This is a genomic window from Ectopseudomonas guguanensis (genome assembly GCF_900104265.1).
GTDB classification, from domain to species: domain Bacteria; phylum Pseudomonadota; class Gammaproteobacteria; order Pseudomonadales; family Pseudomonadaceae; genus Aquipseudomonas; species Aquipseudomonas guguanensis.
In genome coordinates, this window is sequence record NZ_FNJJ01000008.1 from 1 (window position 1) to 19,962 (window position 19,962).

General features: G+C 64.2%; 19 protein-coding genes. 4 read left to right on the forward strand and 15 right to left on the reverse strand.

Translation table 11 applies throughout. The features are described from left to right. From BLS61_RS23760 to BLS61_RS12780, 7 genes are all read right to left on the reverse strand, one after another. The coding region (locus BLS61_RS23760; protein WP_208598802.1) for a hypothetical protein at positions 1-247 on the reverse strand (247 nt) is incomplete at its 3' end. Between the two features lie 19 nt (positions 248-266). After that, a complete protein-coding gene (locus BLS61_RS12755) occupies positions 267-452 on the reverse strand; it encodes a PA3371 family protein (RefSeq protein ID WP_090431383.1) in 186 nt (61 codons plus the stop codon). An 18-nt stretch (positions 453-470) separates the two neighbouring features. Beyond that, positions 471-770 carry a hypothetical protein gene (locus BLS61_RS12760; protein ID WP_090431385.1) on the reverse strand — a complete coding sequence of 100 codons (300 nt, stop codon included), beginning with the start codon at positions 768-770 and terminating at the stop codon, positions 471-473. Positions 771-942: 172 nt separating this feature from the next. After that, positions 943-2,130, reverse strand: coding sequence for a hybrid sensor histidine kinase/response regulator (locus tag BLS61_RS12765; RefSeq protein WP_090431387.1), 1,188 nt, complete (start codon positions 2,128-2,130; stop codon positions 943-945). Further along, entirely contained in the window at positions 2,124-2,735 is a 612-nt protein-coding gene (locus BLS61_RS12770) for a chemotaxis protein CheB (protein WP_090431389.1), read from the reverse strand. The genes BLS61_RS12765 and BLS61_RS12770 overlap by 7 nt, the downstream gene beginning before the upstream one ends. After that, positions 2,732-3,541, reverse strand: a complete 810-nt coding sequence (locus BLS61_RS12775; RefSeq protein WP_090431391.1) for a CheR family methyltransferase — start codon at positions 3,539-3,541, stop codon at positions 2,732-2,734. The genes BLS61_RS12770 and BLS61_RS12775 overlap by 4 nt, the downstream gene beginning before the upstream one ends. Next, positions 3,541-7,032: a response regulator gene (locus BLS61_RS12780; RefSeq protein WP_090431393.1), complete on the reverse strand. Its 3,492-nt coding sequence runs from the start codon at positions 7,030-7,032 to the stop codon at positions 3,541-3,543. Before BLS61_RS12780 ends, BLS61_RS12775 begins: the two co-directional genes overlap by 1 nt. A 128-nt stretch (positions 7,033-7,160) precedes the next feature. Here BLS61_RS12780 and BLS61_RS12785 point away from each other — a divergent pair, with 128 nt between their 5' ends. After that, complete coding sequence (locus tag BLS61_RS12785; RefSeq protein ID WP_090431395.1) at positions 7,161-7,568, forward strand: response regulator; 408 nt, start codon at positions 7,161-7,163, stop codon at positions 7,566-7,568. A gap of 114 nt (positions 7,569-7,682) precedes the next feature. Continuing rightward, positions 7,683-8,087: a DUF1330 domain-containing protein gene (locus BLS61_RS12790; protein ID WP_090431397.1), complete on the forward strand. Its 405-nt coding sequence runs from the start codon at positions 7,683-7,685 to the stop codon at positions 8,085-8,087. Between the two features lie 3 nt (positions 8,088-8,090). Here the strand turns inward: BLS61_RS12790 and BLS61_RS12795 are convergent, their stop codons facing one another. Both BLS61_RS12795 and BLS61_RS12800 read right to left on the reverse strand, forming a co-directional pair. Beyond that, positions 8,091-8,873: an N-acetylmuramoyl-L-alanine amidase gene (locus BLS61_RS12795; protein WP_090431399.1), complete on the reverse strand. Its 783-nt coding sequence runs from the start codon at positions 8,871-8,873 to the stop codon at positions 8,091-8,093. Beyond that, positions 8,870-9,460: a MarC family protein gene (locus BLS61_RS12800; RefSeq protein ID WP_037001645.1), complete on the reverse strand. Its 591-nt coding sequence runs from the start codon at positions 9,458-9,460 to the stop codon at positions 8,870-8,872. Before BLS61_RS12800 ends, BLS61_RS12795 begins: the two co-directional genes overlap by 4 nt. 229 nt (positions 9,461-9,689) lie before the next feature. Here BLS61_RS12800 and BLS61_RS12805 point away from each other — a divergent pair, with 229 nt between their 5' ends. Then, positions 9,690-11,207 (forward strand): nucleobase:cation symporter-2 family protein, encoded by a 1,518-nt coding sequence (locus BLS61_RS12805; protein ID WP_090431401.1) that lies wholly within the window; start codon positions 9,690-9,692, stop codon positions 11,205-11,207. 18 nt (positions 11,208-11,225) lie between these two features. On the opposite strand, the gene BLS61_RS12810 is transcribed toward BLS61_RS12805, so the two are convergent. The 5 genes from BLS61_RS12810 to BLS61_RS12830 form a co-directional block, all read right to left on the reverse strand. Further along, entirely contained in the window at positions 11,226-13,061 is a 1,836-nt protein-coding gene (locus tag BLS61_RS12810) for a GGDEF domain-containing protein (protein WP_090431403.1), read from the reverse strand. A gap of 5 nt (positions 13,062-13,066) precedes the next feature. Then, positions 13,067-13,939, reverse strand: a complete 873-nt coding sequence (locus tag BLS61_RS12815; RefSeq protein ID WP_090431404.1) for an endonuclease/exonuclease/phosphatase family protein — start codon at positions 13,937-13,939, stop codon at positions 13,067-13,069. An 18-nt stretch (positions 13,940-13,957) separates the two neighbouring features. After that, a complete protein-coding gene (locus BLS61_RS12820; protein WP_090431405.1) occupies positions 13,958-14,584 on the reverse strand; it encodes a thiol:disulfide interchange protein DsbA/DsbL in 627 nt (208 codons plus the stop codon). Between the two features lie 163 nt (positions 14,585-14,747). Continuing rightward, positions 14,748-15,353: a c-type cytochrome gene (locus tag BLS61_RS12825; RefSeq protein WP_090431407.1), complete on the reverse strand. Its 606-nt coding sequence runs from the start codon at positions 15,351-15,353 to the stop codon at positions 14,748-14,750. A gap of 50 nt (positions 15,354-15,403) precedes the next feature. Further along, positions 15,404-15,694, reverse strand: coding sequence for a c-type cytochrome (locus tag BLS61_RS12830; protein ID WP_090431409.1), 291 nt, complete (start codon positions 15,692-15,694; stop codon positions 15,404-15,406). A 241-nt stretch (positions 15,695-15,935) separates the two neighbouring features. Here BLS61_RS12830 and yihA point away from each other — a divergent pair, with 241 nt between their 5' ends. Further along, positions 15,936-16,583 carry a ribosome biogenesis GTP-binding protein YihA/YsxC gene (gene yihA / locus BLS61_RS12835; protein WP_090431411.1) on the forward strand — a complete coding sequence of 216 codons (648 nt, stop codon included), beginning with the start codon at positions 15,936-15,938 and terminating at the stop codon, positions 16,581-16,583. Positions 16,584-16,984: 401 nt separating this feature from the next. Here the strand turns inward: yihA and polA are convergent, their stop codons facing one another. After that, complete coding sequence (gene polA, locus BLS61_RS12840; RefSeq protein ID WP_090431412.1) at positions 16,985-19,780, reverse strand: DNA polymerase I; 2,796 nt, start codon at positions 19,778-19,780, stop codon at positions 16,985-16,987. Positions 19,781-19,962: the final 182 nt, after the last annotated feature.

The window sequence follows — 19,962 nt, forward strand, 5'->3', positions numbered from 1 at the left end:
CTTTCTTTGCACAAGCAAGAGCTACGAAGCGCAGCGAAGTAACAGCCGCAGGCTGGCCCGAAGGGTGAGCGCAGCGAATCAAGTGAGTCGCCCGTGAGGGGCGAAACCAAGACGAAAGATCGACACGCCAATGATCTTTGCCCGGATATAAATAGCGCAACAAACTTGCCAGTCCGGTGTCAAGCGTATCTTCCCCGCGAGAACGCGAAGAATCATGAAAAACGCCGCGATCTTCGCGGCGTTTCAATTGGCCTTGCTGATCAGGCTCAGCGCAGCACCGGGTCGAACTTGATGCGCCGCCCGGCCATCAGTGCCACCAGAAAGGCCAGGCCGAAAATGACGCTGGCGCCCTTGAGCAGCAGGGCGCCCCCCTCTTCCAGGCCTGGGCTCAACCATAGCGCAATCAGGCTCGACAGGGTCATGATCAAAAACAGGATGGCACTTCGGGACATGGCGGGACTCCTTGTCGGTCAGAACACCCAGCGCGGGGTGCCGTTGGCGGGACGCTCGCGGTTGGCGATGGCGGCGTCGCCCTCGTTGGAGATGCGCAGCCATTGCGCATCGTCACCCAGGCTGCGGCTGCCCTGCTGGCTCGACTCGGCGGCGCCATTGGGCTGGACCGCAACGCGCGACTCGCGCAGCGACGAGTTGGAGAGGGTGAGTTCGGCCGTCTTGGCGCTGGCGCCGGACGAATCGCTGAAATCCTTGGCGTAAGCCCCGTTGACCAGCAATGCAGCGACGCAGAACAGGCTCAGTCGGATAATGTACATGACGCTTCTCCATAGCAGGTCAGTCGGGGCTTACGGGACTGAAGCTGCAGCGCTCATGCCAATTTCAAATATAAAAAATATCCTTATTTTTCAACGATTTATATAGGTAATAAGCCCCCTTTCCCATGCACTTTGCAAGATGCATGAATTGCGACACATGCAATTTGCACGATCAGCTGCGGCGCGGCAGCACGACGCTGAAGCAGGAGCCCTCGCCCAGGCGGCTGCTCAGCTCGATACGGCCACCATGGGCCTGGACGATCTGCTCGCTGATGAACAGGCCAAGCCCCAGCCCCTGGGGAGCATCGGCAGAAGAAACACGCTCGAACTGTTCGAACACTCGCCGCTGATCCGCTTCGGAAATGCCGATACCCTGATCACGCACCTCGGCACGCACCTTCTCGCCCTCGGTGCGGACCCGTACCGATACCGGCTTGCCGTCGCCATAGCGCAGGGCATTGGTCAGCAGGTTGGCCAGCACCTGCTCGATGCGGAACTCGTCCATCATCACCGGTGCCGGGCCATCGACCTGCAGATCGACATGACTGCCGGTGCTGGTGAACTGCGCAGCCAGGCTCTCCACCACGTTGCCGGCCAGCACGCCGAGGTCGCCCGGCTCCGGGCGCACGGAAAGCTTGCCGGTACGAATGCGCGAGACATCCAGCATGTCGTCGATCAGCCGGCTCAGGCTGCGAATCTGCCGCTCGTCGCGGGTGATCATCTCGCGCAACTTGTCGGCGCTGAAGGCATCCATGCGCCCCTGCTCCAGGCGCAGCCGGCGCAGTTGCACGTCGAGGATCAGACCGTTGAGCGGCGTGCGCAGCTCGTGCGAGGCGATGGACATGAACACGTCGCGCATCTTCACCGCCTTCTGCAGCTCGGCCTGGGTTTCGCGCAGTTCGGTAAGCAGGGCCTCCTGCTCGCGGCGCGCGGCCTCGACCACCTCCAGCTGCATGCTCAGGGCTTTGCGGTGGCGATACAGGTCGACGAACATCGACACCTTGCTGCGCACCTCGAAGGGCGACAGCGGCTTGTGCAGGAAGTCCACCGCGCCGCTCTCGTAGCCGCGGAAGGCGTAGTCCATGTCACGACCGACCGCGCTGACGAAGATGATCGGAATGTGCTTGGTCTTCTCCGTACCGCGCATCAGCTCGGCCAGTTCGAAACCGTTCATCCCCGGCATCTTCACGTCGAGGATCGCCAGGGCGAATTCGTGTTCGAGCAGGAGTGACAGGGCCTCGTCGGCGCTGCTGGCCTGGAACAGGGTGCGGTCCTCGCTCTGGATCAACGAGCGCAGCGCCAGCAGGTTTTCCGGCAGGTCGTCGACGATCAGTACCTTGGCTTCGATCTTCCTTAACATGGCAGGGCATCCAGTTCGGCCAGCAGCGAGCGCATGGCGTTGATAGGCAGGAGAAAATCCGGTTCGAGCAGTGCCAGCGCGGCATTCGGCATGGTCGGTACCAGCGCGTCGGCCGGGTCCTGGACCAGGGTCAGGCCGCCGGCCTGGCGAATGGCCAGCAGGCCGGCGGCACCATCCTCGTTGGCGCCGGTCAGCAGCGCGGCGGCCAATTGCTCGCCGTAGGCGTCGGCAGCGGACTCGAAGAGAATATCGATGGACGGCCGGGAAAAATGCCGCGGTTCTTCACGACTCAGGGAAAAACTGCGCTCGGTTTCGATGGACAGGTGATAACCGGCAGGCGCCACGTAGACCACGCCGCCACTCAGGTATTCCTTGTCCTCGGCTTCCTTGACGGGCAGCCACAGGCGCCGCGCGAGCAGCTCGGCGAGCAGGCTGTCGTTGCGATCGGGCTGGTGCAGCAGACATACCACCGGCAGGCGATAGTCCGCCGGCAGATCCTGCAGCAGGCTGAGCAAGGCTTCCACGCCGCCGGCCGACGCCCCGATCAGCAAGGCCTGCAACGGCGCACGAAGCTGCCCGCGCAGATTGATCCGCGGGCCGCTCATCGCTTGCGAAAGATCCGCTCGGGCCGCGACACCGCCTCGAACTGCCGGGCATAGGCGGAAAAATCCAGGCTTTCCTTGCTGCCCAGGCCGAGAAAACCGCGGTGGCAGAGCGATTCGTGGAACAGGCCGAGGGCACGGTCCTGCAGGTCGCGGTTGAAGTAGATGAGCACGTTGCGGCACGACACCAGATGGGTTTCGGCGAATACGCTGTCGGTGGCCAGGCTGTGGTCGGCGAAGGTCACGTTGGCGCGTAGCGACTTGTCGAACAGCACGCGGTCATAGGCTGCCGAGTAGTAGTCGGAAAACGCCCGCTTGCCGCCGGACAGCTGGTAGTTCTGGGTGTAGGTGCGCAGGTTGTCGAGGGCGAAGATGCCCTGCTCGGCCTTTTCCAGCGAATGCGGGTTGATGTCGGTGGCGTAGATCATGGTGCGTTCCAGCAGGCCTTCCTCGTGCAACAGGATAGCCAGGGAATACACCTCCTCGCCGGTGCTGCAGCCGGCCACCCAGACCTTCAGCGACGGGTAGGTATGCAGCAGCGGCACCACCTGCTCGCGCAGGGCAAGAAAATAACCAGGGTCGCGAAACATCTCGCTGACCGGGATTGTGAGGTACTGCAGAAGCTGCATGAAGGCCTGCGGCTCGTGCAGGATGCGCTCCTGCAGCGCCGAGATGGTCGGGCAACCGAGCTGCGCCTGGGCCTGGCGCACGCGGCGCTTGAGCGAGGCTTTCGAATAATCGCGAAAGTCGTAGCTGTAGCGCAGATAGATCGCTTCGATCAGCAGGCGCAGCTCGATTTCATCAGGCATCAGAGACGCTCCAGCTTGGGCATCCACACGCGGATCAGGGAGAACAGGCGATCCAGGTCGATGGGTTTGGCCAGGTAATCGTTGGCGCCGACCGCGCGGCAGCGCTCCTGATCGTCCTTCATCGCCTTGGCCGTCACCGCGATGATCGGCAGGTTCTTCCAGCGCGGTTCCAGGCGAATCAGGCGGGTGGCCTCGTAGCCGTCCATCTCCGGCATCATCACGTCCATCAGCACCAGGTCGATATCCTCGCGCGCGCGCAGCTTGGCCAGCGCCTCATGGCCGTTGCGCGCCACCTCCACCGCAGCGCCCTTCTGCTCCAGCGCGCTGGAGAGGGCGAAGATGTTGCGCACGTCGTCATCCACCAGCAGCAGGCGCCGGCCCTCGAACAGCTTGTCGCGACTGCGGGCAGTCTTGAGCATGCGTTGATGCTCGCTGGACAGCTCGGCCTCGACCTTGTGCAGGAACAGGGTGACTTCGTCCAGCAGCCGCTCCGGCGAGCGCGCGCCCTTGATGATGATCGAGCGCGAGTACTTGAGCAGCTCGGTTTCCTCGTCGCGAGTCAGGTTGCGCCCGGTGTAGACGATCACCGGCGGGAAGGAGCAGATATCCTCCTCGGCCATGCGCCGCAGCAGTTCGTTGCCGAGCATGTCGGGCAGCTTGAGGTCGATGATCATGCAATCGAACACGGTGTCGCGCAGCTTCTCCAGCGCTTCGCCGGCCAGGGCGACGGCGGTGATTTCGACGTCTTCGTCGTTGATCAGCCGCGCCACGCTGTCGCGCTGCAGCGGGTCGTCCTCCACCAGCAGGACGCGCTTGACCTGCTGGTTGAGCTTGGCTTCCAGCTTGCCGAACACCTCCTTGAGCTGGTCGCGGCTGGTGGGCTTGAGCGCATAGCCGACTGCGCCCAGGTGCAGCGCCGCCTCGCTCTGATCCTCGACCGAGATCACGTGTACCGGAATGTGGCGGGTCTGTGCATCGTCCTTCAGGCGCTGAAGCACGCTGAGGCCGGAGCCGTCGGGCAGGCGCATGTCGAGCAGGATGGCATCGGGGCGGTACTGCCGCGCCAGCTCCAGGCCTTCGTCGGCGCAGGTAGCGACCAGGCAGGCGTAACCCAGCTCGTGGGCCAGATCGAAGAGAATGCGGGCGAAACGGACCTCGTCCTCCACCACCAGCACGCGACGACCGCCGCGCTCATCGAGATGCTCGCGATCATCGGCGAACGGCGCCGGGAGACGCGGCATCGCCGTAGTGGCCGGCACCTCGGGAGTCGCCGGCAGCGCGGGCGGCGGGGTCATCGCCAGCGGCGTCGCCGGCGGGGCAGCACCCTCGACCATCCGCTCGGGCAGCAGCAAGGTGAACAGGCTGCCCTCGCCGGGCACGCTGCTGACGGAGATGGAGCCACCCAGCAGCCCGGCCAGGTCGCGCGAGATGGAAAGCCCCAGACCGGTGCCGCCATAGCGGCGATTGGTGGTGCCATCGGCCTGGCGGAACGCCTCGAAGATGGCCTGTTGCTGATCCGCGGCGATGCCGATGCCCGTATCACGCACGGCAAAGGCCAGATAGTCGGCATCCCGGCGCGACACGCTGAGGGTCACGCCACCGCGGTCGGTGAACTTGAAGGCGTTGGACAGCAGGTTGCGCAGAATCTGCTCGGCACGCTGGCGATCGGTGAACAGCGTCTGCGGCAGCTCGTCCTGCTGCTCGATGGTGAAACTCAGGCCGCGCTCGCCAGCCAGCGGCGTGAACACGTCGCGCAGGCTTTCCAGCATGCTCGCCAGAGGCGTGCGCTCGGGGCGCACCTCGAGCTTGCCAGCCTCGACCTTGGCAATGTCGAGGATGTCATTGATCAGATTGAGCAGGTCGTTGCCAGCCGAATAGATCGACTCGGCGAACTTCACCTGTTCATCGTTGAGGTTGCCGCCAGCGTTCTCTGCCAGCAATTTGGCCAGGATCAGCGAGCTGTTCAGCGGCGTGCGCAGTTCATGGCTCATGTTGGCGAGGAACTCGGACTTGTAGCGACTGGCGCGCTGCAGCTCCTCGGCACGCTCCTCCAGCTGCGCCTGGATGCGGCCCAGGGTGGTGTTGCGCTGGTCCAGCTCGTCACGCTGGTCGGCCAGGGTCTGCGCCTGCTCGGAAAGCTTCTCGTTGGTCTGTTCCAGCTCGGCCTGTTGCGTCTCCAGGTGGGCCTGGGACTCCTTGAGCACCCGCGCCTGCTGTTCGAGCTCCTCGTTGGCGGCGCGCAACTCTTCCTGCTGGGTCTGCAGCTCCTCGTTGAGCTGCTGGGTATGGCCGAGCACCTCCTGCAGGCGCTGACGGTAGCGCGCCGCTTCCAGCGCCGTACCGATGCTGCCGGAGATGGCTTCGAGGAATTCGCGTTCGCGCGGCTCGAGCCTGCGCATGAAGGCCAGTTCGATCACGCCGTTGATACGATCCTCGGATTGCAGCGGCACCAGCGCCACGCTGACCGGTTGGCCTTCACCCAGGCTCGAGGCCACCTTGATGTAGTCCGCCGGCAGATCCTCCAGGCAAACCAGACGGCGGCCGCGCGCGGCCTGCCCGACCAGCCCTTCACCGCGGTAGAAATGCTCCTTGAGGTTGGCGTCCTGGCTGAAGCCGTAGCCGGCTACCCGTCTCAGGTCGCCGCCTTGGCTATCGCGCAGGTAAAGGGCGGCCACCACGCAGTTGAGATACTCGGCGAGAAATTCGAGGGAGCGATCGGCCAGCTCCTGCACCTGCGGCTGGCCGAGCAGACGCTCCGACAACAGCGTCTGCCCCCCGCCAAGCCAGGCGCGGCGCCCCTGTTCCTCGGCATGCTCGGCCTGCCGCGCCAGGGCCTGGGAGTAGGTGCGCGAAAGGTTCAGCAGTTCGCGGCGACCGAAAAAAGCCAGCAAGGCGCTGAACAGGATGCTGATCACCAGGTAGGTGCCGGCGCCCCAGCTCGTGGTGCTGCTGACCTCGGCGTTGCGCACCCGCCGCAGCTCGCGCTCGCTGTTGATGAAGGTGTCGAGCTCGCGGCGCATGCCATCGGTGAGGTTCTTGCCGCGACCGCGACCGACCTCGGCCAGATAATCGCCATCATTACGCCGGATACCTATGATCTCCTGGGAGAAACGGTCCCACTGTTCCTGCAGCGCCAGCAGGCGCTCGATTCGCTGCACCTGCGGCGGGTTGTCGCCGACCATGCCGATGATCTGCTCGGCCAGCGGACGATATTTGCCGCGCGCTTGCTCGTAAGGCGCGAGGTACTCCTCGTTGCCACTGAGCAGGAAGCCGCGCATGCCGGTTTCCAGATCCAGGGTCAGCTTGTACAGCTCGCTGGCCCGGTTGAGCACCTGGTCGGTGTGCTCGACCCAGCGAATGACGTTGAGCAGATAGCCAATCAACAGCGCGAAGAACAGCGCGCCAGCCAGCCCCAGACCGAGCGGCAGCCCGACGTTACGATTGAGAATGCGGCGAAAACCTCTTTCGTCCATTGCGGACTCATTCGACATTGGGGCATCCATTCGATGATTGTCTCGCTCTTCTTGTCTATCCGGGGAAGGTGTGTGGCACACTGGCTGCGCATGAACGTCGAAGTTTGCCAAACATTTGCGCATTCTGCGCGCTAACAGAGAGCCTAATGACCGAAATCGATTGCGCCAGCGCCAAGACCATTCTGCTGGTCGAGGACGACAATGTCGTGCGCGAACTCACCGCAGAAGTGCTTAGCGAGTTCGGCTATCGCGTGCATGCCCTGCGTGACGGCCCCAGCGCCCTCGATTTTCTGCGCAGCGCACAACAGGTCGACCTGCTGATGAGCGACATCGGCCTGCCCGGCATGGACGGGCGCGAGCTGGTGGAGGCCGCGCGCCAGTTGCGGCCGACTCTGTCGGTTCTGTTCGCCAGCGGCTACGACGAGCGTGAACTGCTCGAGGAAGTACGCGCCCGCGACAGTGCAGCAGCCACTGGCAGTATCGTCAAACCCTATGATCTCAAGGTGCTGGCCAGCCGCCTCTCCGAGCTGACTGATCAGGGCGGCGGCATCTAGCCTGAAGCCCCCGGTAAACGCTGCGGATTACCAGGCATCAGGCGCATCGATAGCACTTGCGGCCGGTTACCAGCCAGGCCAGGCTTGGGAGGACACGACAAGCAGAGACCTGCCATGCCCAGTATCAACCCCAGCCGAGCGGACCTGGCCGAATTCGCCAGGCGCATGCCCAGCGATACACCGATCCTGATGCTCAACCTGCTGCGCTTCAACAGCCAGGCCGAGTACCCTGCGGACAGTTCGCATGTGCCCTGCAGCGGCCGCGAGGCTTATGCACGCTACAGCCGCACGGCACTGGCCAAGGTACGCGGCGTGGGCGGCGAGGTGCAGCTGCTGGCCAACGCGCACATGGCCCTTATCGCACCGGCCGAGGAGCACTGGGACCAGCTCGTGCTGGTGCGCTATCCCTCCACCGCCGCCTTTGTGAGCATGCTGGCCGACCCCGAATACCAGGCCGCCACCGTGCATCGCAGCGCAGCGCTGGCCGACTCCCGGCTGATCGGTACTACGCCTGCCTAAACGCTAGCCCGCCGCCTGCAGATTGAGCACCTGCAAGCGCGCTGCGGTTTCCGCGTCCGGCTGACCGTCGTACCTGGCCGGACGGTACTTCATCTGGAAGGCGGCGATGACGTTGCGCGTCGCCTCGTCCAGCTCGCCATGTCGCGGCACGCTGTAACCCTGCTGGGCCAACTGTTCCTGGAACCACTCGATGCCGGGCAGGCTGATGTCGAACAGCGCCTGCTGGCGCGCCACCGCGTCTTCGTTGGGCCAGGGCACCAGGCCCTCGTCTGCCAGGCGTTTCCAGGGGAACAGCGGGCCCGGATCGACCTTGCGCTGCGGCGCCACGTCACTGTGGGCGATGATCGAGCCCAGCGGCAACTGGTGACGCTTGACGATGTCCTTGAGCAGCACGATCAGGGTGTCGATCTGCTTCGGCGCGAAAGGCTGCCAGTAACGGCCGGCCGGGGTTTCGTAATAGCCCTGGTTGACCAGTTCGATGCCGATGGTCGACGCGTTGAGCCAGGTGCGCCCCTGCCATTCGCTGACGCCGACGTGCCAGGCGCGGCGATTCTCGTCCACCAGGCGGTAGACGGTCGGCGGCGCATCGCCGATCAGGTAGTGGCTGCTCACCTCGGTCTGCGTCAGCAGGTCGAGCGAACGCTGCAGGTCGGCGGAGGTGTAGTGCAGCACGACGTACTGCACGCGGCTGTTCTGGCCGGTGGCGGTATGACTGTCGTCGATACGCAGGCCACCGGTGCAGCCGGCGAGCAGAACGAGAACGAGGGCAAGGCAGAGAGACTTCATGCGTGACCGAATACGCTTTGCAGGTTGTCCAGCAGCATGTCGACGCTGAGCATGATCAGCAGCATGCCCATTAGGCGTTCCACCGCCATCAACCCGCGATTACCGAGAAACCGCTGCAGGAACGACGCCTGCAACAGGATGAATGCCGTCGCCGCCCAGGCCAGGATCAGCGCCAGGTAAAGCTCCCAGAGCGGCCCGGTGTGGGTGTTGCGCAGGGTCATCAACACCGCCAGGGCCGAAGGCCCTGCCACCGCTGGCGTGGCCAGCGGCACCAGCATCGGCTCGCCATCCGGCACGTCGCCGAGCAGGCCCTGCGGGCTGGGGAAGATCAGGCGCATGGCGATGACGAACAGGATGATACCGCCGGCGATAGCGGTTGCCTCGCGTGACAGCCCGAGGCTGGTGAGGAATTTGTCACCAAAGGTGAGGAACAGCAGCAGCAGGCCGAGGGCGAACAACAGCTCGCGCGCGGCGATCCACAGGCGTCGACGCGGCTCGACGTTCTTCAGCGCGGCGATATAGATGGCGATGTTGCCGAAGGGGTCGGTGACCAGAAAGATCAGCACGGCGATGCTGAAGATGTCCATGGGTATCTCCGCTGAAAGGTACGCATAGTCTAGGGCCTGACAGGGTCAACTCGCGAGCCGGCGCATGGCTCCGATAGCGGGATTTTCTGCGGTAGCGGATTTTTCATGACCGAAAACGCTGCAGTGTTCATCGAAACGACCATTTGGAAAAATGTATACAAAGCAGTAGCCAGGATGATAACAAAATGTCTACAGTGACTGCACAAGAACAACAGCGAGTAGTTTTTCCATGACCTCCACCGCTCTGCGCCCCGAGGACGAGAACCTCGGTATTGCTTCCAATCTGCTCTACGGCCTGCAACACGTACTGACCATGTATGGCGGCATCGTTGCCGTGCCCCTGATCGTCGGCCAGGCGGCCGGCCTGTCACCTGCCGATATCGGCCTGCTGATCGCCGCCTCATTGTTCGTCGGCGGCGCGGCCACCCTGCTGCAGACCATCGGCCTGCCCTTCTTCGGCTGTCAGCTACCGCTGGTGCAGGGCGTATCGTTCGCCAGCGTCGCCACCATCGTCGCGATAGTCGGCGCCAACGGTGACGAAGGCGGGCTACCGGTGGTATTCGGCGCGGTGATAGGCGCTGCGGCGATCGGCCTGCTGATCACCCCGGTATTCTCCAAGATCACCAAGTTCTTCCCGCCGCTGGTGACCGGTATCGTCATCACCACCATCGGCCTCACCCTGATGCCGGTAGCCGCGCGCTGGGCCATGGGCGGCAACAGCGCAGCGGCCGACTTCGGCAGCATGGCCAATATCGGCCTGGCCGCCTTCACTCTGGCCACCGTTCTTCTCTTGAGCAAGGTGGGCAGCGCCACCCTCTCGCGCCTGTCCATCCTGCTGGCAATGGTGATCGGCACCCTGGTCGCCCTGGCGTTCGGCATGGCCGACTTTTCCAGGGTCGGCGAAGGGCCGGTGCTGGCCTTCCCGGCACCGCTGCACTTCGGCATGCCGGTATTCGAGGTGGCGGCGATCGTCTCGATGCTGATCGTGGTGATGGTGATCCTGGTGGAAACCTCGGCCGACATCCTCGCGGTGGGCGACATCATCGAAACCCGGGTCGACTCCAAACGCCTCGGCAATGGCCTGCGCGCCGACATGATCGCCAGCATGGTCGCGCCGCTGTTCGGCTCCTTCACCCAGAGCGCCTTCGCCCAGAACGTCGGCCTGGTGGCCGTCACCGGGGTCAAGAGCCGCTACGTGGTGGCCACCGGCGGGCTGATTCTGGTCACCCTCGGCCTGCTGCCGATCATGGGCCGGGTCATCGCCGCGGTGCCCACCTCGGTGCTGGGCGGCGCGGGCATCGTGCTGTTCGGCACGGTCGCGGCCAGCGGTATCCGCACCCTGGCCAAGGTCGACTACCGCAACAACATGAACCTGGTGATCGTCGCCACCTCGGTCGGCTTCGGCATGATCCCCATCGCCATGCCCAGTTTCTACCACCACTTCCCGGCCTGGTTCGAAACCATCTTCCACTCCGGCATCAGCTCCGCGGCGATCATGGCGATCCTGCTCAACCTGCTGTTCAACCATTTCACCGCGGGCAACTCCGACCAGCAGTCGGTGTTCGTAGCCGGCACCGAGCGCAGCCTGCGCTACCGCGACATCGCCGCCCTGCACGAGGGCGACCATTTCGTTGGCGGCAAGCTGTACGACGCGCAGGGCAATGAAGTGCCGCTGCAGGACGATGACGACCATGCGCCAAGCCCCCGCAGCAAGTTGTCTGCCGGCAAGGTGGAGGCGGCGACCTAGCCTGGCCGCGCCTTGCGGTCAGGCCTGTTCGACACGATTACGCCCGGCACCCTTGGCGCGATACAGGGCCTGGTCGGCACGCTCGAAGGTGACCTCGGTGGCCTCGCCATTGCGAAATTCCGCGATGCCGGCGGACAGGGTGATGGTCACCGGCTCGCCCTTGAAGTGGAACGGACAGGCCTCGACCGCGGCACGCAGGGTTTCCAGCAACTGCACGCCACCTTCCAGCGGCGTTGCCGGAATCAGCAGAACGAATTCCTCGCCACCGAAGCGGGCGATGAAATCGGTCTTGCGCAGGCGCTTGTGCAGTTCGCCGGCGATGATCTTCAGCACCCGGTCGCCTGCCAGGTGGCCGTAGCCATCATTGATGCGCTTGAAGTGGTCGATATCCAGCACAGCCATCAGCAACTGGCCGCCGTAACGCTGGCGGCGAGCGACTTCCAGGTCCAGGCGCTCGCTCCAGGCGGCGCGGTTGGGCAGGCCGGTGAGGGGGTCGAGCAGGGATTTCTGCCGCTGCTCCTCGATATGCTGGCGAAACTGCTGCGCCTCGCGCTCCATTTCGGCAACACGCTTGACCAGGCCCTGCAGGCGCTCGGCCACGTCGTCTTCATTGCTGTCGCGCTGGCGCTGGTGGGCGCTGACGCTCTGCAACAAGCCCTCCAGGCGTTGCTCCAGGGCCTGCTTGAGCGCCTCCAGATCGGCCGCTTCCTGCACGCTGCTCTGCAGGTCGCTGACCTGATCGCGCAATTGCTGGTTGAAGCTGCGCGTGCTCTCCACCGACGCGGTGTAGCCCTCGTGCGCCTCGCTGAGGGTGTCGATGAAGGCGGCCAGACGCTCGTTGAGCTGCTTGAGATAGCCGGCAAATTCGCGCTGGCCACTGTCGGTGACCGCCAGTACCAGCACAGCCAGATCATCCAGCACCGGTACCAGTTCGTACCAGTTGAGGTTGCCCTCCAGACGCTGGCGCAGCGCATCGCCCTGCGGCTGATGACGTGCCGGCAGCTCCAGCTCGTCGAGCAGGCTGCGCAGGCTGTTGGCGATATGCGGAGCCACGGCACTGTAGCCCGGCTCGCTGCTGGGCAGGGAAAACGGGCTGTCGCCGGCATGCTTCTGGGGTACCAGGCCAGGGGGTAGCGGCAGGCTGTCGAGCAGGGCCGCGGCGTCACTGGCCTGACGCTGCGCGCTTGGCGCTGCAGCGACAGCCTGTGCCTGGCTCGCAGGTGCGGCGACCGCCGGCGCCTGCGCTGCGCTCTCGGTGCCAGCTGCAGATTCAGGCTCGGAAACAGGTTCCGTTGGCGCAGGGCTGGGGCTTGCCGCCTCTTCGCTGCTTTCGCCACGCGAGCCGAACAGGCGTTGCAGCAGGCCAGGCTGCTCCTGCACCGGCGTTTGCAGAACGGTCAGCGCCTGCCCCTGCAGGTTGCTCAGCTGGCTGAGCAGCGCGGGCAGCAGGTACTGGTGGCTGGTGGCATCCTGCAGCTGCTTGCCGAGTGACTTGAGCGCCTTGCGCACCTCACGCGGCGGCTGCAGGCGTTGCAGCTGTTCGATCAGGCCGGCCAGTGCCGTGGCGGCCTCGCCGGCACGCTGCTGGCGGCGCTGCTCGGAATCCAGTACGGCCTTTTCCAGGCGCGGAATGAGGCCACCCAGGGCGGCGTCCATGTCGTCGCGGCGCAGGATTTCGCGCATCTCCTGCATGCACTGATCGACCGCCTTGTCGGCGCCCTCGGCGGCCAGGCTGCTGCGTACCAGGCCGCGGCGCAGCAGGTCGAGGCGCGACTCCCAGCGACGCTCTAGCTTTTCCTGTTGCTCCAGGCTGCTCAGGTATTTGTCTTTCCAGCGTTGCGCGTCGTCGCTCATGCGGCTTACTCGGGAGATGGCGTCTTCAGCATAGGCATTTGCGCGCCATTCTGTGCTTCCGGCAAGCGGATTTCCACGGCTACGGGGAGGTGATCGGAAATCGGCTGGCTGAGGACGTCGACACGCCCCAGTTCGAGCTCCGAGCTGAGCAGGATATGGTCGAGACAGCGCTGCGGGCGCCAGCTGGGGAAGGTCGCCTCGACCTGCGGGGCGAGCAGGCCGAGATCGCGCAACGGCGAGTTTTCCAGCAGGTCGACGGCATGGGTGTTCATGTCGCCCATCAGCACCAGATGGCGAAACTCGCTGACCCGCTCACGGATGTAGGCCAGTTGCCGAGTGCGGGTGCGAGCGCCCAGGGCCAGGTGCATCATCACCACACCCAGCGCATGCTCGCCCTCGCCCAGCCGCAGAACGATCGCCCCGCGTCCGGGCGGCCCGGGCAGCGGATGGTCCTCCAGCAGGGTCGGGCGCAGGCGGCTGAGTACGCCGTTGCTGTGCTGGGCGAAGCGCCCGAGATTGCGATTGAGCTGCTGATACCAGTAGGGAAAGGCGCCCAGCTGGGCCAGGTACTCGACCTGATTGACGTAGCCCGAGCGCAGGCTGCCGCCATCGACCTCCTGCAACGCCACCAGGTCGAAGTCGGCGAGCAGATCACCGATGCGCTGCAGGTTGCCGGTACGCCCGGCATGTGGCAGCAGGTGCTGCCAGCTGCGCGTCAGGTAGTGGTGATAACGCTGGGTATTGATGCCGACCTGAACGTTGAAGCTGAGCAGACGCAGGAGGCCGTCGGCTGGCCAGTCGACCTGTGGCGAGCACTGTGGGTTGACCTGTGGATCACACAGGCCAACGGCACGGGTCTTTCGCCAGCGGCGCAGCATGCCTTGCTGTGCGGCCGCTTACAGCGCGGCGCGTTCCTTGGCGATCAGGTGGTCCGCCACTTCGAGGGTCTGCTGCGGGCCACCGGCCGAACCCAGGTCGAAACGATACTTGCCGCCGACGATCATCACCGGTACGCCGGTGATCTGGTAAGCCATGGCCAGTTTCTTGGCCTTCTCCATCTGGCCCTTGACGGCGAAGGAGTTGAAAGTCTTGAGGAAGGCGTCGCGGTCCACGCCCTGGGTGGCGACGAAGTCGGCGAACTCTTCAGCCGAGGCCAGTTTCTTCTTCTCCTGGTGGATGGCGTTGAACACGGCGTCATGCACCTTGTGCTCGACCTTCATCATTTCCAGGGTGATGAACGCCTGGCCATGCACGTTCCAGATACCACCGAACAGCGCCGGGACACGAACGAAGTTGACGTCATCCGGCAGCTTCTCGACCCAGGGGTTGAGCGTCGCCTCGAACTGATAGCAGTGCGGGCAGCCATACCAGAACAGTTCCACCACCTCGACCTTGCCAGGCTTGGACACCGGCACCGGGCTCTTCAGCTCGACGTACTGCTGGCCAGCCACCGGCTCGGCGTGAGCGGTGATACCGAACAGACTGCTGATCGCCAGAGCGGCGCCGAGAATCAGGTTACGCATGGGGTACTCCTTGGTAGTAGGCATCGCCTCGTGGCGAATCGCTAGTAAGACCGGGCGAGACGAGGCAGGTTCCGGCCATTGTAGCCGCGGCGCAAATGAAAAAGGGTGGCCTCGGCCACCCTTTGTCTTACCAACTGCAACAGTGGTCGCCTGCGACAGCTTCTCAGTGCAGACCCTGGATGAAGCTGGAAACGGCTTCGATATCCTTGTTGCTCAGCTTGGCGGCGATGGAGCGCATGATCATCGCATCGCCGTCGTTGGTGCGGTTGCCTTCGCGGAAATCGGTCAGCTGCTTGGCCACGTACTGGGCGTGCTGGCCACCCAGTTTGGGGAAGCCTGCAGCAGCCAGGCCGGCGCCGTCGGGGGAATGGCAACCGGTGCAGGCCGGCATGCCTTCTTCCAGCTTGCCGCCGCGGAACAGCGCTTCACCGCGCTCGACCAGCTTGGGATCGGCAGCGCCGACGCTCATCTTCTGGCTGGCGAAGTAGGCGGCGATATCGGCCATGTCCTGGTCGCTGAGGTTGTCCAGCATGCCGGTCATCTCGACCACCGGACGCACACCGGACTTGATGTCGTGCAGCTGCTTAAGCAAGTAACGCTCGCCCTGACCGGCCAGCTTGGGGAAGTTTGGCGCAGGACTGTTGCCATCGACACCATGGCAGGCGCCACAGACAGCGACTTTGCCCTGACCGGCTTCGGCATCGCCAGCAGCCTGAGCCACGCCGGTGAGGCCCAGGGTCAACAGCAGACTCACGAGTACTTTGTTCATCAGCTAATCCAATTACGGCTAAGAGAGAAAGGGTTATCGGCCGGGCTTACTCATTCGGTCATCAACTTGATGACCGCCTGGTAATCTTCGGCCGTGCAATCCATGCACAGGCCGCGCGGCGGCATGGCGTTCAAACCATTGGTGACGCTTTGCACCAGCGTATCCATGCCCTTGGCCAGGCGGGGCTCCCATGCGGCCTTGTCGCCCTTCTGGGGCGCCGTGGGAATCTGGCCGTTGTGGCATACGCCACAGGCGCGGTCATACACAGCTTGCGGATCCTGAGCAGCATAGCCATGGCAGGACAGCGTCATGACGGCAGCTGCAAGCAGCATTTTCTTCATCAGATCAACCTCATCAGGGTGGGAAGCGGCCTGCTTTCTAACGAGCAGAGATCTCATCGCTCCCGGCAATCGGGTTCCTGCGGGTGGGACAAAGCGCACACAAAATCTGCGGCATTATATACTGGCGACGCTGAAACGGAAACGACGCCGCTTGCCACGCCACCTGGCGCGCAGCAGGTGCGCGGAAATGTCGCAAGTCCTCCAACGCCTGAATCGTTCGAGGCAACCACCGGAAACCTCCATGCTCCCGAAGAATCCCATCATCGGTCTGTGCCAGCAGGCCAGCTTCCTCATCAGTGCCGCCAAGGTCGACCAGTGCCCCGAGGACAGCGGGCTGGAAGTTGCCTTCGCCGGTCGCTCAAACGCCGGCAAGTCGAGCGCGCTGAATACCCTGACCCATGCCAGCCTGGCGCGCACCTCGAAGACACCGGGGCGTACGCAGCTGCTCAATTTCTTCCGCCTGGATGACGAGCGCCGCCTGGTCGACCTGCCCGGCTACGGCTACGCCAAGGTGCCGATCCCGCTCAAGCAGCACTGGCAGAAACATCTGGAAGCCTATCTGGGCAGCCGCGAGAGCCTGTGCGGCCTGGTGCTGATGATGGATATCCGTCACCCGCTGACCGAGTTCGACCAGATGATGCTGGACTGGTCGGTCGCCAGCGGCATGCCGCTGCACATCCTGCTGACCAAGGCCGACAAGCTGGCCTTCGGCGCGGCGAAGAACGCGCTGCTCAAGGTGCGCCAGGACATTCGCAAGCAGTGGGGCGAAGGCATCAGCATCCAGCTGTTCTCGGCGCCCAAGCGCATGGGCGTGGAAGAAGCGCAGATGGTGCTGGCCGGTTGGCTGGATCTGTTGCCGGAAGAGGACGAGGAAAGCGCTGAGGCCTGAAGTAGGGTGCGCTGTGCGCACCGAGACCGTAGGGAGTATCCGGTGCCCACTACGGAACAGCAGGAGCAAGCCCCACCCTCTCCCGCAAGCGGGAGAGGGTCATCAGAATGCCGCTAGCGGCAGCTTTTTTTTGGGCAAAAAAAACCCCGAGCTTCGTATGGGGAGGGAGAAGTTCGGGGTTCAAGGTCTGAACCGCTAGGGCGGGGTTCAGATGTCTGCCAACACTTAACACAACAAAGGAGCATTGAAGGGCTTAACGGCCATTCATGAACTCTGACCGGGCGGGTTTGCGGAAAGTTCATCGCTGTCTTAAAAACCATTTGCAATAAGAAAACGCCTTTTGATGCCCCGGAACCCCAAAGCCAGAGCGGCCGCGGCCTTGCGCCGCGGCGCTGGCTCACTCAGTGCGCCTCGTCCCAATTGCTGCCGACGCCCACTTCCACCAATAGCGGTACATCCAGATCGGCGGCGCCGCTCATCAGGCTCTTGAGCTGGGCGCTGACCTCGTCGACCAGGTCTTCGCGCACCTCCAGCACCAGTTCGTCGTGCACCTGCAGGATGATGCGCGCATCGATGCCGCTGTCCTGCAGCCAGCCGTCCACTTTGATCATCGCGCGCTTGATGATGTCCGCCGCGGTGCCCTGCATCGGCGCGTTGATCGCCGCGCGCTCGGCGCCCTTGCGCAGGGCCTGGTTCTGCGCGTGGATTTCCGGCAGGTACAGGCGACGGCCGTAGACCGTCTCCACATAACCCTGCTCGGCGGCCTGGGCGCGGGTGCGCTCCATGTAGCTCAGCACGCCGGGGTAGCGGGCGAAGTAACGGTCGATATAGGCCTGCGCCTCCTTGCGTTCGACATCGATCTGCTTGGCCAGGCCGAAGGCGCTCATGCCGTAGATCAGGCCGAAGTTGATGGCCTTGGCCTTGCGCCGCTGGTCGCTGGTCACCTCCTCCAGCGCCACGCCGAACACTTCGGCAGCCGTGGCCTTGTGCACGTCCAGGTCATGACGGAAGGCATCCAGCAAACCTTCGTCCTTGGCCAGGTGGGCCATGATGCGCAGCTCGATCTGCGAGTAGTCCGCCGCCATCATCCGGTAGCCCTTGGGCGCGACGAAGGCCTGGCGGATGCGCCTGCCTTCGGCGGTGCGGATCGGGATGTTCTGCAGGTTCGGGTCGCTCGACGACAAGCGGCCGGTCGCTGCCACCGCCTGATGGTAGCTGGTGTGAATGCGCCCGGTGCGCGGGTTGATCTGCTCCGGCAGCTTGTCGGTGTAGGTGCTCTTGAGCTTGCTCAGGGAGCGGTACTGCATCAGCACCTTGGGCAGTTCGAAGTCCTGCTCGGCCAGCTCGGCGAGCACCGCCTCGGCGGTGGAGGGCTGGCCCTTGGCGGTCTTGCTGATCACCGGGTAGCCAAGTTTCTCGTAGAGGATCACGCCCAACTGCTTGGGCGAAGCCAGGTTGAATTCCTCACCGGCGATTTCGAAGGCCTTGCGCTCCAGCTCCACCAGTTTTTCGCCCAGCTCGACGCTCTGCTCACCGAGCAGCTTGGCATCGACCAGCGCACCATTGCGCTCGATGCGCGCGAGCACCGGCACCAGCGGAATTTCGATCTCGCGCAGCACCTTGGCCAGGGCCGGCACGGCCTCGAGCCGGCCCCACAGTTCCTGGTGCAGGCGCAGGGTCACGTCGGCGTCCTCGGCGGCGTAGGGGCCGGCCTGTTCCAGGGCGATCTGGTCGAAGGTCAGCTGCTTGGCGCCCCGGCCGGCAATGTCCTCGAAGCGGATGGTGCTGTGGCCCAGGTATTTCAGGGCCAGGCTGTCCATGTCGTGGCGGGTGGCGGTGGAATCGAGCACGTAGGATTCGAGCATGGTGTCGAAGGCCACGCCCTGCACGGCGATGGGCGTGCTGGCATTGGCCAGGACGTTGATGTCGTACTTGGCGTGCTGGCCGACCTTGGCCTTGGCCGGGTCTTCGAGGATCGGCTTGAGCGCCTTGAGCACGGCGTCGCGGTCGAGCTGCTGCGGCACGCCCATATAGCTGTGCGCCAGCGGCACGTAGGCAGCCTCGCCGGCCTTGACCGCGAAGGACAGACCGACCAGCTGCGCCTGCTGGGCATCGATACTGGTGGTCTCGCTGTCGAAGGCGATCAGCTCGGCCTGCTCCAGCTTCTGCAGCCAGGCGTCGAACTGTGCCTGTTCCAGCACCAGCTGGTAATCGCCGGCGCCCATCGGCGGGGTCTCGGACGCTTGCTCGGTTGCCGGCCCGGCAGGCTCGGCGAACAGGTCGCCAGCCGGGGTCACAGCCTTCGCCGCCAAGGCCTTGTTCTGGCGCAGCAGTTCGTCCAGCCAGTTCTTGAATTCCAGCTGGCCGTACAGCTCGACCAGGGCGGCCTGATCCGGCTCGCCGGGATGCAGCGAGTCGATCTCGATATTCAGCGGCACGTCGGTCTTGATGGTCGCCAGCTGATACGACAGATAGGCCATCTCGCGATGTTCCTCGAGCTTGGCCGGCAGGCCCTTGGCACCGCGGATCGGCAGCTCGGGCACCTTGTCGAGATTGGCGTAGAGCACATCGAGTCCGCCGCCGACACCGACCAGCAGGCCCAGCGCGGTCTTTTCGCCGACCCCGGGCACGCCGGGGATGTTGTCGACCTTGTCGCCCATCAGCGCCAGGTAGTCGATGATCAGCTCAGGGCCGACACCGAATTTCTCTTTCACGCCACCTTCGTCATAGACGCTTCCGGTCATGGTGTTGACCAGCGTAACGTGCGGGCAGACCAGCTGCGCCATGTCCTTGTCGCCGGTGGAGATCACCACGTCGCGCTTCTCTGCGGCCGCCTTGCGGGCCAGGGTGCCGATCACGTCATCGGCCTCCACGCCTTCGACGCACAGCAGCGGCAGGCCCAGGGCGCGCACGCTGGCGTGCAGCGGCTCGACCTGAACGCGCAACTCGTCCGGCATGGATGGGCGATTGGCCTTGTACTCGGCGAACAGCTCGTCGCGGAAGGTGCCGCCCTTGGCGTCGAAAACCACGGCAAAGGGACTGTCCGGGTACTGTTTACGCAGGCTCTTGAGCATGTTCAGCACGCCCTTTACCGCTCCGGTGGGCATGCCCTTGGAGGTGGTCAGCGGCGGCAGGGCGTGGAAGGCGCGGTACAGGTACGAGGAACCGTCGACCAGAACGAGGGGAGCTTGGCTCATGCGCGGGATCAACCTTTTCGGCGGGTGCAGCTAACAGGTAGTTGAAAAACGTAGGCGAGGCGGCCAGTGCAAGGCAAAAGCGGGCGAGGAAGCGCAGTTTACGAGCTGTAAATGAGCACTCCGAGCCTGCTTTTAACGCAGCAATGGCAACGCAGGTAGTTTTTCAGCAGCCTGTTAGAATG